General features: G+C 62.5%; 11 protein-coding genes. All 11 read left to right on the top strand.

Annotated features, from left to right (window positions below):
* The first annotated feature begins 513 nt into the window (after positions 1–513).
* The 11 genes from AC56LK_RS23665 (at position 514) to AC56LK_RS23715 (ending at position 15,037) form a co-directional block, all read left to right on the top strand.
* Positions 514–1,479 (top strand): nuclear transport factor 2 family protein, encoded by a 966-nt coding sequence (locus tag AC56LK_RS23665; protein ID WP_497186904.1) that lies wholly within the window; start codon positions 514–516, stop codon positions 1,477–1,479.
* A gap of 871 nt (positions 1,480–2,350) precedes the next feature.
* Positions 2,351–3,316 (top strand): nuclear transport factor 2 family protein, encoded by a 966-nt coding sequence (locus tag AC56LK_RS23670; RefSeq protein ID WP_497186905.1) that lies wholly within the window; start codon positions 2,351–2,353, stop codon positions 3,314–3,316.
* On the top strand, positions 3,313–4,386 hold the full coding sequence (locus AC56LK_RS23675; protein WP_497186906.1) for an ester cyclase: 1,074 nt from the start codon (positions 3,313–3,315) through the stop codon (positions 4,384–4,386). The genes AC56LK_RS23670 and AC56LK_RS23675 overlap by 4 nt, the downstream gene beginning before the upstream one ends.
* Before the next feature lie 14 nt (positions 4,387–4,400).
* Entirely contained in the window at positions 4,401–5,066 is a 666-nt protein-coding gene (locus tag AC56LK_RS23680) for a hypothetical protein (RefSeq protein ID WP_497186907.1), read from the top strand.
* 66 nt (positions 5,067–5,132) lie between these two features.
* Positions 5,133–6,629 (top strand): MFS transporter, encoded by a 1,497-nt coding sequence (locus AC56LK_RS23685; RefSeq protein ID WP_497186908.1) that lies wholly within the window; start codon positions 5,133–5,135, stop codon positions 6,627–6,629.
* Between the two features lie 128 nt (positions 6,630–6,757).
* On the top strand, positions 6,758–7,819 hold the full coding sequence (locus tag AC56LK_RS23690) for a nuclear transport factor 2 family protein (protein WP_497186909.1): 1,062 nt from the start codon (positions 6,758–6,760) through the stop codon (positions 7,817–7,819).
* Positions 7,820–7,974: 155 nt separating this feature from the next.
* Positions 7,975–10,707 carry a TonB-dependent receptor gene (locus AC56LK_RS23695; protein WP_497186910.1) on the top strand — a complete coding sequence of 911 codons (2,733 nt, stop codon included), beginning with the start codon at positions 7,975–7,977 and terminating at the stop codon, positions 10,705–10,707.
* 187 nt (positions 10,708–10,894) lie between these two features.
* A complete protein-coding gene (gene ocd / locus AC56LK_RS23700; RefSeq protein ID WP_497186911.1) occupies positions 10,895–11,998 on the top strand; it encodes an ornithine cyclodeaminase in 1,104 nt (367 codons plus the stop codon).
* Between the two features lie 118 nt (positions 11,999–12,116).
* Positions 12,117–13,229, top strand: coding sequence for a Re/Si-specific NAD(P)(+) transhydrogenase subunit alpha (locus AC56LK_RS23705; protein ID WP_497186912.1), 1,113 nt, complete (start codon positions 12,117–12,119; stop codon positions 13,227–13,229).
* A 15-nt stretch (positions 13,230–13,244) separates the two neighbouring features.
* On the top strand, positions 13,245–13,583 hold the full coding sequence (locus AC56LK_RS23710; protein ID WP_497186913.1) for an NAD(P) transhydrogenase subunit alpha part 2: 339 nt from the start codon (positions 13,245–13,247) through the stop codon (positions 13,581–13,583).
* Positions 13,580–15,037 carry an NAD(P)(+) transhydrogenase (Re/Si-specific) subunit beta gene (locus tag AC56LK_RS23715; protein WP_497186914.1) on the top strand — a complete coding sequence of 486 codons (1,458 nt, stop codon included), beginning with the start codon at positions 13,580–13,582 and terminating at the stop codon, positions 15,035–15,037. Before AC56LK_RS23710 ends, AC56LK_RS23715 begins: the two co-directional genes overlap by 4 nt.
* Positions 15,038–15,260 lie beyond the last annotated feature (223 nt).

Consider the following 15,260-nt stretch of genomic DNA (forward strand, 5'->3'; position numbering starts at 1 on the left):
ACAGCGGCGCCATTCCCGCATCGGCTTTGTTCCGCCAGCGTTGTTCGCCGAATCCTTCAGCGAACAGCCGCAGGCGGCTTAAGACATGCGTGTCCGTTATTGACAGTACACCTCAGAATTCACATGCGAGCCGACCGAGGGGGCTTGGCGGGGCGGCCTGACGCGAGCTGTCGTCGCGACCTTGGCTTGCGATGTGCGGTGGACCGGCGGATGGAAGCGGCCATCTCTGCACAGCCGGTCACGGTTACATGCCGGTCGTCAGCTCTCGCCGAAGCTCGCAATGTCGCGTTGCTTCTCTGCCGGCCTGCCTTGGGTGCGGCCCCGAATCATGCTGGCTGCCCGGAATGATTACTTTACTTGAAACAAGCTTCATCCATGCGTCGCAATGACTGCGAATGCAAACAATATTTTGCACTTTCCCCAAATTTGTGTGAAATAGCTTGCTCGCAGCCAGATGAAATCTTGGTACACTCTTTGCATTCGAAGTCCAACAACGATACTGAAGGAGTGGCTATGGGTGAAGGGGCAGGTGGCATGCGAGGGTTCGATGAGGAATTCGTCGATCTGGATCATTACATCCGGGTCATCACTGAACGCATCTGGGAGGGAGGGCGCATTGATGACATTGCCACCTACTACTCCGATCCCTGCGTCGTCGAAACTCCGGCCGCGGTGAGCACTGAGCTGGCTGCTGTCGTTGCGGGCACCCGTGCCACGCTGGCGCAATTCCCCGACCGCCGCCTGCTCGCCGAGGACATCATCGTTTCCGGCGACGAGATCGGGGGCTTCCTGAGTTCGCACCGCATCATCTCGACCATGACCCACCTCGGGGACGGCATTTTCGGACCGCCGACCGGCAAGCCGATCCATGCCCGCACCATCGCCGATTGTGTCTGCAGGGAGAACCGGATCATCCACGAGTGGCTGGTGCGCGACCAGGGAGCGATCGCCCGGCAGATCGGCATCCAGCCCCGTGAAATGGCGCAGCGCTGGCTCGACAGGGCGGGCGGATGGCGCAAGCCTGCCGCCGGGCCGGCGCCTGGTGGCTATATCTCCCACATAAGCACCGACTCCATGGCGCTGCAATACGCGCGCACCCTGGAAAATCTCGCCCGCGGCGGTGGCACGCTTGCTGCTGCGTACGACGATGCCGTGCACCACATCGGCCCGGGAAACCAGGCCCGTTTCGGGCAGCACGAGGTGGCGACGTACTGGGGCACGCTTTTCGACGCATTGCACGTGCAGGAGTTTACTGTCGAGCATCTTGCCATGCAACGTGGGGGTGGTCGCGCGGACCGGGCTGCACTGCGCTGGCGGGCCCAAGCCGTGCATTCGGGGAGCGGCATGCTGGGTCCCGCCACCGGGCGGCAGGTCGAGTTACTTGGCATCAACCACGTCGAGTTCTTCCGCGGCAGGGTCCTGCGCGAGTGGGTGCTCCTCGACGAGGTCGCCCTGTGGATGCAGGTGCTCGGGCAGTAATCTTGCACTTAATGTGGTGCAGTGAACTTGATGGGTTGGGCCTCGCTTGAGAAGCCGGGAGGGCGGGTTCCATGCGGCCGGGCGACCTATGCCTGCAGCCAGGTGAGCGCAGGCTGGCGACCCCATGCCGGGTGCCTGATATGGCCAGGCCCGGCCGTTGGCGTCGTTGGTGCGGGCTCATGATGCCACACGCACCAGCGCGCGAATGCGGCGCGCAACGAACTGCTGGCGCAGTTTGGGAAGGGGCAACTCGTCAGGCTGGAGATCACGGCCGCGAGTGGGCGACCGGCGTGTGATCACGCTGTGTGCGAGCGCATCCGTGATTCCCGCGAGCTCCGTCAGCCTTTGCACTGGCCAAGCCATGACTGAGCCGAAGCTGGCGCAGGGATATCTTCAGTCGAGCAGCAGGAATTCCGCGCGCCCGCCCTCGCCGTCGGCAGGCGAAGGCAGTGGGGGCTGCTGGTCTGCACGGGCCTGCAATCAGCCTCTCCCTTGAGGTTGAAACTATTTTTTCACAACAACGCATTAAACGCATTGACTTCGAATGCAAAAAGAATCTATTATTGGTTGCAAGGGTGCTCAACGGAGAGCCCTGATAGTAGAGAACGTAGCGCGGTGAAGTCGATAGCGTCGCTTTGACTTCGCATGCAACACGCTTGCGAAAATTTCTGGGTGACAGGGCTTGGCGGCAGTGTTTGCTGTCATGATTTCTCCGCCAAACTCGGATGCGCAGGTTTTTTTCCAGATTCATACGAGGTATAGACCCAAAATGAACCTTCCATTTACCTTACCCCAGCGGCCGAGCGTCACACGCATTCGCCAGTGCGATGTTGCGGAATTGCGTTCTCCTTTGGGGCCGCGGTCCCAGCCGATGCGCGGTTTCGAAGAACAATTCGTCGATATCGTCGATTACATCGTCCGGATCACCGACGAGATCTGGATGGAGCGGGCGGTCGGGCGCATCTACGATACGTACGACGCCAGCTGTACAGTCTATACGTCGAACGGCGTAGTGCGCTCGGTCGAGGAAGTCATCGCCGGCACCATCGCCACCCTCAACGCGTTCCCGGATGGCGAAATTCACCATCTCAACGTCGCCTGGAGCGGCAACGAAGAAGATAGCTTCTATACCTCGCATCTTGGACACAGCCGCTCCACGCATGTCGGCTGGAGCAGCCTGGGGCCCGGCACCGGCCGCCGCTCGTCGATCCGCTTCGCCGCCGACTGCATGGTGCGCGACAACCGCATTCATACGGAATGGCTGGTGCGCGACAGCGGAGCCCAGGTGCGCCAGCTGGGCTTCGATCCCCACGAGGTGGCGAAGCGCGCTGCGGAACGCCGTGCGCTCGAATCCTACATCGTGTCGCCCGAAACCCGCCTCGAAGGCCAGGTTCCGCGCAAGCTGCTCGATCTGCCGACGGATACGCTCGATGGCTGGGCAAGGCACATGTTCCACAATATCTGGAACCTCAAGCGCTTCGACTGGCTCGACCGCTACTATGCCGCCACCGCCACCGTCCATGCCGGAGGAGGACGGGTTGCCCAGGGCGCGCGCAACATCGGTGCGCTCCATCTCCACATCCAGGCCGCCATACCCGATGGGGTCCTGCGGGTCGAACATGTCTGCCACAGCGAAGAAAACGATGGCGTTATCGTCGCCGTGCGCTGGGTCTATGAAGGAACCACCGCACCGGGCGGCGTGCTCGGTGATTGTCCGGCCGGCCGTCCGGTCTTCATGATGGGGATAAGCCATATGCGATTTGCAGGCGATCGGATTGTCGAAGAGTGGATGGTGTTCGACGAAGTCGGCGTACTTGTACAGGCGTATCGCTCATGAGTGCCTGGAACGATCACCCACAGGTGCGCTCGCCGGTCGGGCGGCGTTTCGCCGACCTGATCCAGGAAGGCCCGCGCCGCCAGGAACTGCCCGGTTACGAGCCCGTGTACCGCGACTTCGTCGACTACATCGTGCGCTGCACCCACCGCATCTGGGAGCAGAAGGAAATCGGGCTCTGCCGCACGCACTATAGCGAGGACTGCGTCATGCACACGCTTGCCGGTCCGCAGGTCGGCAGCGAAGTGGTGGTGCAGAACACCATCGGCGCGCTGGCGATGTCGAGCGACCGCCAGGTCATCGCCGAGGACGTCATCTGGAGCGACGACGGCGACGGCAACCTGTACAGCTCGCACCGCATCGTCAGCAGCTCGACCCACCTGGGAGACGATGCCACGCTGGGCCCGGCGACGCGCCACGAGGCCGGCGCACGCACGATCGCCGATTGCCTGTGCCGCGAAAACCGCATCGTCGAAGAATGGCTGGTACGCGATAACCTGCGGGCTGTCTGGCAGGTCGGCGGGGACCCGTGGCAGCTGGCACAGCGGCAGGCCGCGGCCGACCGCGAAGGCGACCAGTCCCGCCATCAATGGCGCAGGGCCGACATGGACCGCGTGCGAGCGGGCGGCGATGTGCCGATCGCGGCCGACCATCCGGCGCGAGTGCCCGCCAACGCCTTGATCAAGGCCCTGCGGCATGACCTGTTCGGTGAGGCAGCGGGAGCGTTTTCCCCGGCCGCCGAGATCCGCTGGCCTTCGAATCGCCACGGCTATGGTCGCGGCTACTGGATCGGCTGCCTCACCCAGTTGCGAGGAGCTTTGCACCGGCCTGCATTCACCATCGACCACATCGCAGCGCGGCCCTTGCCGGACGGCGACATTGCGGTTGCCCTGCGCTGGTGCCTGACGGGCGTGCATGCCGGCGGCGGTGTGTGGGGCGCTCCGACCGGCCGCGAGGTGCTGGTGCTGGCGATCTCGCATTACCGGCTTCGGGCTGGAACGATCATCGAGGACATCACGGTATTTGACGAGTTGGCGGTGCTGCGCCAGATTAGCGGAGGGCTGGGAGCATGAATGCATTGACGGCATTGAGTAATATTACAGCTGGCAAGCGCCCGCATGGCGAGCTGCTGCCAGCCTGCCGCCTCGAAGCCTTCGGCGTCGAGGTGTACGGCGAAGAAGCGATCGTCCAGAGCTTCCGCCAGGCGCCGCTCGAGATTCCGGCGCTGGCCCAGGTAATTCGCGTTCCGGGTCACATTGCCGTGTTCATCGGTGAGCAGGCCGTGTTCGCCGATCTGTACGGCGAAGACATCGCGCGCATCTGGCGCTTGGGTCCCGGCCAGCCGGCGCAGGCCGAGCCGGCCGTCGGCGTGCCTTTCGATACCGACCTGTGGCAGGCGCGCCGCGAACTGGCGTGGCGCCGGGAAGACCATCCTCAGTTGTCGGAAGAGGGCGCCGGCGCCGTTCACGCCATCGGCTGTGACCTGGCGCGTCACTGGGAACCGGGCAATGGACCGGGCGACTACCGCGTCCGGCCATTCCTGCTGCGGGCGTTCAGCCAGGGCGAGCAGGGCGCGGCCTTGTTCGCGGTGCACCGTCTCGGTCCCTTGGCCCAGCGAAGTGCGGGATTCTCCCTGGCGGCGGCCAGTTTCCAGCTGGCGTCCGGGACCATGGCCGGCTATGCGATGGTGCGCGACCTGGCCGGCGAGGCTGCTGCCCAGCAGGCACCGTGGCTGCCGCGGGTGACCGGATGAGCCGGCGCCCGGCACGGTACAGGCACGGCAGTTCGCCGGGTCTGCTTCGATTTGAAGGAGTCAGTCATGGCTGAACACCTTGCCCCGCAACGCGTTGCGCCTCCTGTCAAGGCGCCGATGAAAATGGCCTTCGGTCTCGGCAGCACTGCCGAGGCCATCGTCTACACCACGACCAGCAGCTTCCTCCTGCTCTTCTACAACCAAGTCCTTGGCTTGCCGGCCGATAAGGTTGGCGTCGCGCTCTCACTTGGTCTGGTCGTCAACGCGCTGTTCGACCCACTGGTCGGCTCGTGGTCGGACCGAACGCGCTCGCGTTTCGGTCGCCGCCACCCCTTCATGTTTGCATCGATCCTGCCGGCCGCGCTGTGCTTCTTCTTCCTGTTCAATCCGCCACAGGGCATGAGTCAGTTGGCCATGCTGATCTGGCTGGCGGTGATCAATGTGTTGCTGTTGCAGTGCATGACGATGTTCCATACGCCGCATCTTGCGCTGGGCGCCGAGATGTCGGACGACTACCTGGAACGTTCGAGCATCATGAGCTACAACACGTTTTTCCTGTGGATCGGCGACACGCTTGGCTGGGTCCTGTGCTTTGCCTGGTTTTTCCGCGCCGGGCCCGGCTATCCGAACGGCGCGCTCGACCCTGCGCGCTGGCCGGTATTCGCGACCACGGTCGCCGCTGTCATCATCGTTTGCCTGCTCGTGTCGAGCCTGATCACCAGCAAACGCATCCCGTATGTCGCCCAGGCCAAGCCAATGCAGCCGCATTTCGGCCTGGCCGAGTGGGTGCGCGACATGGGGCGTGCGCTGACGAACCGCAACTACGTGGTCTTGCTCATCGGCTTCTTCTTCCAGTCGCTCATGAACGGTGTGCGCGGCGGGCTGTGGCTCTATGGCGCCACCTTCTTCTGGGGCCTCAAGAACGACCAGATCGCGTTCTTCGCGCTGGGCAGCCTCGCAGGCTATGCCTTCGGCTCGGCCGCGGTGACGGCGCTGCACCGCCGCTTCGAGAAGCGTTGGACCGGCACGGTGGCGCTGATCGTCTACAGCGTCGGCCCCGCGCTGCCGCTGGCGCTCGGCTACTTCGGCATACTGACCCGCGATACGCCGGGCCTGTTGGCGATCCTGATCGCGTTCTCCACCTTGCAGCACGCGCCGTACAGCATCATGACGACCACGATCTACTCCGCCCTGGCCGACATTGCGGATGAAAACGAACTGAAGTACGGCATCCGCCAGGAAGGCATCCTGTATTCGACGCGCACCCTGTTCGCTCGGGTCGACCAGGCGCTGGGGACGGCATTGGCGGGCTTCGTTCTGGCGTATATCGCTTTCCCCGTGAAGGCGACGCCGGGCCAGGTGCCGCAGCCGGTGTTGATGGATCTGGCTGCCGCCTTCGTGCTCTCGACAGTTCCCGGGTTAATCGCCGCGGTCTTCTACGGCATGCTGCGCGTCACGCGCAAAACGCACGACGACACCAAGGCGGCGCTGGTGCTGCAGCGCGAGGCGGAGCTGGAGAATCCGGCGCTGCCTGTTCCCGACAAGGTTCCCGGCTCCGTTTGATCGATGGCGCCGTACCCGCGCCGTCGATCCTTTTTACACCGTTTGGGTAACGACAGCTTGCCTGGTTACCGCCGCTGTCGTTGCTGATTTTCTGTGGCAGACAAGCACGCCTTTTATGGAGACAAAGTATGAGTAATCACCTCGCCAACAAACAACTTACCGCGCGCTTCCTGACCGAATTGGCGGATACGCCCGTGCAAGACATTACTGCCGTCCTCGAGCGTTACTGCCACGCCGACTGCCGCTTCGAAATCTTCCATCCTTTTAATCGCATCGATGGGCTGGCCAATGTCGCAGAGCAGTTCTGGGCTCCGCTCAAGCGCGCGTTTCCCGACTACGAACAACGGCTGGGCCAGGTAATCGCCGGCGAGTACGAGGGACGCGAGCAGGTGAGTACCCTCGGTTATGTATTGGGCACCTTCGACGCCAAGTGGCTGACCATTCCGCCGACCCATGGCATGGCCTATCTGCGGTTCGCCTTGAATGTCATCGTACGGGATGGAAAATTCGCCAAGGCTTACATCCTGCTCGACATTCCCGATCTGATGCGACAGGCCGGCTTCTGGCCGCTGCGCCAGATGCCTGGCTCGGCCGAACAATGGCCCTTGCCGGCGATGGGAAGTGGCGCGACGTTTGACAGCGTCGATCCGGAGCGCGGCGCGCAGTCCCTGCGGATCGTGCGCGAGATGCAGGTGGGCTTGCCGCCCTCCGGGAAAAAGCTGACTCTAGAATCGTCTGCTGCCCTCCACAGCCCTCACTGGCATGACAACATGAACTGGTATGGTCCAGCCGGTATCGGATCGGCCCGAGGCCTGCGTGGATTCCGCGAATTCCACGGAGCGCTGTTCCTGAAGGCCTTCCCTGACCGCGCAGGCATCAAGCGTGATGAAAACGGACCTGAAGACGGGCCGGGCCACTATACCCGCCTCGGGGACGGTGGGTTTGCCGTCACCGCGGGCTGGCCGTCGATCTATGCGACTCATACGGGCGGGCAGTGGCTTGGCTTGCCGCCGAGCGGGCGCAAGGTCGAGATGCGCGTAGGCGACTGGTACTGGCTCGATCAGAACAACAAGATCGTCGATAACTGGGTGATGATCGACATTCCCCACATGCTGGATCAGATGGGTCTGGACATCCTCGAGGACCTGCAGTATTTCACCAACCCTTTGCTTTCGCGCGTGTCGTCGTGACTACGAATGCATAAAATTGATCGTTTGCCTGGAGCCGCTGTCCAGGCAGGTGTAAAACAGCTTTAGATTCATCAAGATACATGTCTTAGTTGAAGACTTCGTTTGCAACAAATCACTTTTGCCGACAGGCTATTGTCTTAGAGGGGAGATATATAATGAAAAGGTCACAACTTTCCAGCCAGATCCGCGCGCTCATCTGCACATCGGTACCGATCTGCATGTTTCCTATGGGCGTGCATGCGCAGGAAGAATCCAAGAAAACCGCAGCGGAAAGCGAATCCGGCGTCGCGGTGGTGACGGTCACCGCGCAGCGTCGCTCCGAGTCCCTGCAAAAAGTGCCCTTGTCGATTTCGGCGCTGAGCGGCACGCAGCTCAAGAATGCCAACGTCACGACCGTGGACCGCCTGGAACAGTTGATGCCGGGTGTAAGGATGGGACGTTCCGGGTCGGACCTGCGCCCGGCAATGCGCGGCACCTATACCGAGAACGTCGCGGCCAATGGCGATCCGCGCTTCGGCATTTACGTCGACGACATCTACCAGTCGCGTACCAGTCAGGTGCCGCCAGTCGTCGACCTGGCGCGTGTCGAATTGCAGAAAGGCCCGCAAGGTACGCTGTATGGCCGCAATAGCTTCGGCGGCAACATCGTGTTTCACTCGGCTCAGCCGACCGACCATTTCGAAGGTGGCGTGGATGCGCTCGTTGGAAACTTCGGCAAGAAGCGTCTGGAAGGCTTTGTCAACGTTCCGCTGCGCGAAGGCCTGGCGCTGCGCATTGCGGGCCTGACCGAGAAATCGAACGGCTATGTCAAAAACATCGGGACCGGCGGCGATTTCGGCGGCGAAGAACAGAAATTTCTCCGCGGTACACTGCGCTTCGCGCCGGCTTCCGTCCCCGGGCTCGAAGTGCTGCTGCGCGCTTCCTATCTCGATCTCGGCGGCGCGGGCCTGGGTGGCTTTGGCTACAAGTACGTCGGCGCCCTGGTCGACCGGGACATGATCCGGGCTCCCGGCCAGTCGCTGACCTACAACGGCGTTACCTACGACTTGCCCAACGGCTTTAACGGCAACAGCTGGACCGGCACGCCGGCGTTCTACGATTCGCGTTATCGCGACGGCATCCCCGACATCAATGGCGCGGACGTGGGCATCGCGACCATCGCCGACCCGTACACGGTGAACTATGCCGGCAAGAACATGCGCGATGGTTCCCAGAAGCAATACGGTGCCACGATCAACTACGACACCGGCTCCGTACGCCTGCGTTCGATTACCAGCTACAGCGATTTCGACGTCAACCGGGGCGTCGGAAGCCTGACCCCTGTGCTGCTGAACTATCAGTACTACAAGACCACGTCCAAGACGTTTACCCAGGAACTGCAGGTCCTGTCGAACAACAAGGATGCCAGTCCGCTGCAGTGGATCGCGGGCGCTTATTACTTCGATGACACGGCGCGCGATCACAACACCTCGGAGACCAATCGCGCCTATAACGCCGCCACCGCACCAGCGGGAGAAAAGTACTATCCGTTCGACTTCAGGTACGCCACGTCCGGCGCCGGCTTCGATCAGCGATTTACGGGAGACGGCTTCAACACGGCTGAACAGAATACCCGCTCCACGGCAGTGTACGGACAGGCTTCCTACACCTTCTTCGATAAGCTGACCCTGACTTCCGGCGCGCGCTACACCACCGACAAAAAGGAACTGAAGTCGTCGCGCTTCAATGCCGGCGCAACCGGACCGGGCGGCTATCTGGTGTTCGGTATTAACGATCCTATCGATTACACCTGCGGCGGGTTCATTGCAGCCAACCCGGCGTCGGTCTCCACGACCCCTGTCGACAAGGCGTACAACTTCGTTTGTGGTAACAACAAGGTGAGCTACACCAGCTTCCGTCAAGCGGTGGACTACAAGTTCAATCGCGACCACATGATCTATGCCAGCTTCTCGACCGGCACCCACGCTGGCGGTTTCAATACGGGCCCGGTGACGATCGGCGGCGTGCCGACACTGTTGGCGTTCGCGCCGGAAAAGGTGAAGGCGTACGAGATCGGTACGAAGAACTCGTTCTTCAACAATCGCATGACGCTGAATGCGGCTGTCTTCCGCAACGACTATACCGATCTCCACGCACAAACGTCGATCCCGAATCCTAATGCTCCACTCATCAGCACCATTGCATTGGTGCAGAACATCGGCAAAGACCGCGCCTATGGCCTGGATCTCGACGCTGCCTTCCGTCCGACCAAGGCGATGCGTATCAACCTGGCGTACAACTACCTGAACGCGAAGGAAATCGACTACGCGGTCAATACCTTCAACTATGGCGGCGCAGCCAGCTTCTGCGGCATCACGCCAAGCTGCGTTCCATCGACCGGCGAGTCCAATGGAGTTCAGGGTACGCCGTTCCCCAACCCGCGCACCGATGCGAACCGTTTCGTCCCGGTGACGGATGCCAGTGGCAACCAGACGGTCGTCGGTGGCGTGCCGCAGTTCAAGTACGTCATTGCCGGGCGTGGGCGCGACGGTACGCGCTACACCAGCGAAAAAGCGTTCTCGCCGAAGCATACCTTCCAGCTCGGCTTCGCCCACGACTTCCTCCTGGGCGACCTGGGGACCCTGACCCCGGAGATCCAGACCTATTACAACTCCGGCTATATCCTCAGCGACCTGACGCCGAATTTCGGTAAGAACGATGCCTACACCAAGACCGACTTCAGGCTGACCTTCAAGACAGCCGACGGCAACGTCACGGTGCAAGCCTTCGTCAACAACATCGAGGACGAGGCAGTCATCACCCGCGCAGTCTATGGTAACCACCGTTCGCAACTGGTGACCTACGCGCAGGGACGCACGTTCGGCTTGTCAGTCGGCTACAGGTTCTAGTCGAAGCTTGCCACCGCCAGGCGGAACTGCCTGGCCGGTGCGCAGCGCCCGATGGGATGCGCTGACGGCAGCGTGACCCGTTGGTCCGGTGGGGCGGATCGATCAGCTAGCAAGATGACTTGTCGCCCCTTTTGAGCAGAACTTGATTCCTCTTAATTAATTCTTTCTACCAATGTAGCCTCATACCATGATTAACTCCGCCGTAAATCAATTTTCCACAACTGGCACGCTCTACTTGAGTGCCCCCGACGCTGCCTCCCTGGTACGCAAAGTCGGGCTGGAATACGCCATCCTCAGCATCGCTGCGAACATCCGCGAAGACTTCTCACGCTGGCAAGACTTCGACAAGTCCGCACGTGTCGCCAATCATTCCAAATTCGGTGTGATCGAACTCATGCCGGTTTCGGACGATCACCGCTACGCATTTAAATACGTCAACGGTCATCCACAGAACACGGGAATCGGACTGTCGACGGTGATGGCCTTCGGCGTCTACGCCGATGTCGACACCGGGGCGCCGCTGCTCCTGTCGGAACTGACGCTCACCACCGCCTTGCGCACCGCCGCCATGTCCGCACTGGCCGCAAAGTCTTTGGCGCGCAGCGATAGCCGTACCATGGCTCTGATCGGGAATGGCGCACAGAGCGAGTTTCAGGCACTCGCCTTCAAATTCCTGGTCGGCATCGATACGCTCAGACTCTACGACGTCGATCCGGCAGCCACCGCGAAGCTGATCTCCAACCTCACCGGTTATGGTTTCACGATTCTGTGCTGTGCAAGTGCCGCCGAGGCAGCACAGGGCGCCGATATCATCACAACGGTGACCGCGGACAAGGCACAGGCGATCATCCTGACGCCCGATATGATCGCACCCGGCGTGCACATGAACGCCGTCGGCGGCGACTGCCCAGGCAAGACGGAGCTCCACCCCGATATTCTGACCCGCGCAAGGGTATTCGTCGAGTATGCGCCTCAGTCACGCATTGAAGGCGAAATCCAGCAGATGCCGGACGACTTCCCTGTCACCGAACTCTGGGAAGTATTTACGGGCTCGGCAACAGGGCGCACTTCAACAAGCGATGTCACTGTTTTCGATTCTGTCGGCTTTGCCCTTGAAGATTTTTCGGCATTGCGCTTCATGTTCGACAGTGCTACGGCACATGGCATCGGCGAAAAGATCGCATTGATACCATCGCTCGATAACCCGAAAGATCTGTTTTCGACAGTTTCGATGCATTGTGCAAATGCACCAGCGCTGGCGAGACCAGTCCAGGCACGAAGCTTCGCTTAGTGGCACGTCTGAATCTCAGTAAGCCAGCAGGATTGTTGCGCCTGTTGGCAAGCTGCGGATCCAACTCATAACAAATTCAAGTTCGGCTTGGACGAACGTCCTCTGAAAGGAGGGATTCATGAAAATTGGCATACCGGCCGAGACCAGGCCGGGCGAGACCCGCGTTGCTGCAACTCCCGAAACCGTCAAGAAGCTGGCCGCGCGGCACCAGGTGCTGGTCGAGGCCGGCGCCGGGCTGAGGGCATCGATTCCCGACGCCGCCTATGAGGCGGCCGGTGCCGGCATCGTCGATGCCGCGGCCGCGCTGGGCGCCGACATGGTGCTCAAGGTGCGCAGTCCCGACGGCGCCGAGCGCGCCCGCATGCGGCCCGGCACCGTCCTGGTCGGCATGCTCAACCCCTTCGATACCGAGAACCTCGCCGCGCTCGCCGGCGCCGGCCTGACCGCCTTCGCGCTCGAGGCCGCGCCGCGCATCACGCGCGCCCAGTCGATGGACGTGCTGTCGAGTCAAGCCAACATCGCCGGCTACAAGGCCGTGATGCTGGCCGCGAACACCTATGGCCGCTTCATGCCGATGCTGATGACGGCGGCCGGCACGGTCAAGGCGGCGCGGGTCCTGGTCATGGGCGTCGGCGTGGCCGGCCTGCAGGCCATCGCCACCGCCAAGCGCCTGGGCGCCGTGATCGAAGCGTCGGACGTGCGCCCGCCGGTGAAGGAGCAGGTCGAGTCGCTCGGCGCCAAGTTCATCGACGTGCCGTACGAGACCGACGAGGAACGCGAGATCGCCAAGGGCGCGGGCGGCTACGCGCGGCCGATGCCGGCCGGCTGGATGCAGCGCCAGGCGGCGCTGGTGCACGAGCGCGCCAAGCTGGCCGACATCATCATCACCACCGCCCTGATCCCGGGCCGCAAGGCGCCGACCCTGATATCCGAAGAGACGGTGCAAGCCATGAAACCGGGCTCGGTGATCGTCGACATGGCGATCGAGCAGGGCGGCAACTGCCCGCTGACGGAGCTGGGCCGCACGGTGATCAAGCACGGGGTGCACATCATCGGCGAGCCGAACCTGGCCTCCATGGTGGCGGCCGACGCCTCGGCGCTGTATGCCCGCAACGTGCTGGACTTCCTCAAGCTGGTCATCGACAAGGAAGACAAGTTCGCGATCGACCGCGAGGACGAGATCGTGCGCGCCACCCTGATGTGCGCGAACGGCGAAGTGTTGCGCAAATAACGATAAGAGAAAAGCATGGAAATCAGCCATACCATCATCAACCTGATCATCTTCGTGCTGGCGATCTACGTCGGCTACCACGTGGTCTGGAACGTCACCCCCGCGCTGCACACGCCGCTGATGGCGGTGACCAACGCGATCTCGGCCATCATCATCGTCGGCGCCATGCTGGCCGCCGGCCTCACCGAAGGGCTGGCCGGGCAGGTATCCGGCACCCTCGCGGTGGCGCTGGCCGCGGTGAACGTGTTCGGCGGCTTCATGGTCACGCGCCGCATGCTCGAGATGTTCAAGAAGAAGGAGCCCAAGCGGTCCGGCGATCCGGCTGCCAAGGCTGCGGCGGAGGAACGGGCATGAACTTCATCAGCATGAATGCCGTGACCCTGCTCTACCTGGTGGCCTCGATCTGCTTCATCCAGGCGCTCAAGGGCCTGTCCTCGCCGTCGACGGCGCGCCTCGGGAATACCTTCGGCATGGCCGGGATGGCGATCGCCGTGCTGACCACGGTGGCCCTGATCTTCAAGCTGCAGGCCGAACTGGCGACCGGCCGCGGCATGGGTTTCCCGCTGGTGATCCTTGGCGTGGTGGTCGGTGGCGCCATCGGCGCGGTGGCGGCGAAGAAGGTCGAGATGACCAAGATGCCGGAGCTGGTCGCGGCGATGCACTCGCTGATCGGCCTAGCCGCGGTCTGCATCGCGATCGCCGCGGTGTCCGAGCCCTGGGCCTTCAACATCGCCACCCGCGACACCCCGCTCCCCTTCGGCAACCGCCTGGAACTGTTCATCGGCACCTTCGTGGGCGCGGTGACCTTCTCGGGTTCGGTGATCGCCTTCGGCAAGCTGTCGGGCAAGTACAAGTTCCGCCTGTTCCAGGGCGCGCCGGTGCGCTTCGCCGGGCAGCACATCCTGAACCTGGTGCTGGCGATCGCGATCATCGCGCTGGGTCTGATGTTCTGCTTCGACGCCAACGTGGCGCCGGCCTGGACCCCCTTCATCATCATGGCCGCGCTGTCCTTCGTGCTGGGCGTGCTGATCATCATCCCGATCGGCGGCGCCGACATGCCGGTGGTGGTGTCGATGCTGAATTCCTATTCCGGCTGGGCGGCGGCGGGCATCGGCTTCTCGCTGAACAACTCGATGCTGATCATCGCCGGCTCGCTGGTGGGCTCGAGCGGCGCGATCCTCTCGTACATCATGTGCAAGGCGATGAACCGCTCCTTCTTCAACGTGATCCTGGGCGGCTTCGGCGGCGAGGCGGTGGTGATTGAGGACGGCGCCAAGGAGCAGCGACCGGTGAAATCCGGCTCGGCGGACGACGCCGCCTTCATCCTGCAGAATGCGGAATCGGTGATCATCGTCCCCGGCTACGGCCTGGCGGTGGCGCGCGCCCAGCACTCGGTGAAGGAACTGGTCGACAAGCTGACCGAGCACGGCGTCCAGGTGCGCTACGCGATCCACCCGGTGGCCGGCCGCATGCCGGGCCACATGAACGTGCTGCTGGCCGAGGCCGAAGTGCCTTACGACCAGGTGGTCGAGATGGAAGACATCAACGGCGAGTTCGGCCAGACCGACGTGGTGCTGGTGCTGGGCGCGAACGACGTGGTGAACCCGGCGGCCAAGGATCCCAAATCGCCGATCGCCGGCATGCCGATCCTCGAGGCCTACAAAGCCAAGAGCATCATCGTCAACAAGCGCTCGATGGCTTCCGGCTACGCGGGCCTGGACAACGACCTGTTCTACCAGCCGAACACGATGATGGTCTTCGGCGACGCCAAGAAGGTGATCGAATCGATGGTCAAGGCGGTCGAATGACCGCGTTGTTCAGCGGCGCCCGCGCACCCTCAGGGCCCCAAGTAAAAGAGGGCCGACTCAAGCGCGCAAGGCGCCGGCGCCAATAGCCGCCTTTATTGCCGACAAGCGATTCCGTTGCATTCATCGCTGCCGGAACGGCTTGTCATCTTACCCGTATGCTCGATCAAAAAGCCTTGTGTCCGGCGAGGCCGCGTATGCCGTAGGTCTCGAGCGATGTCGAGCG

The sequence above is a fragment of the Telluria sp. ZB4P36 genome (assembly GCF_059685865.1).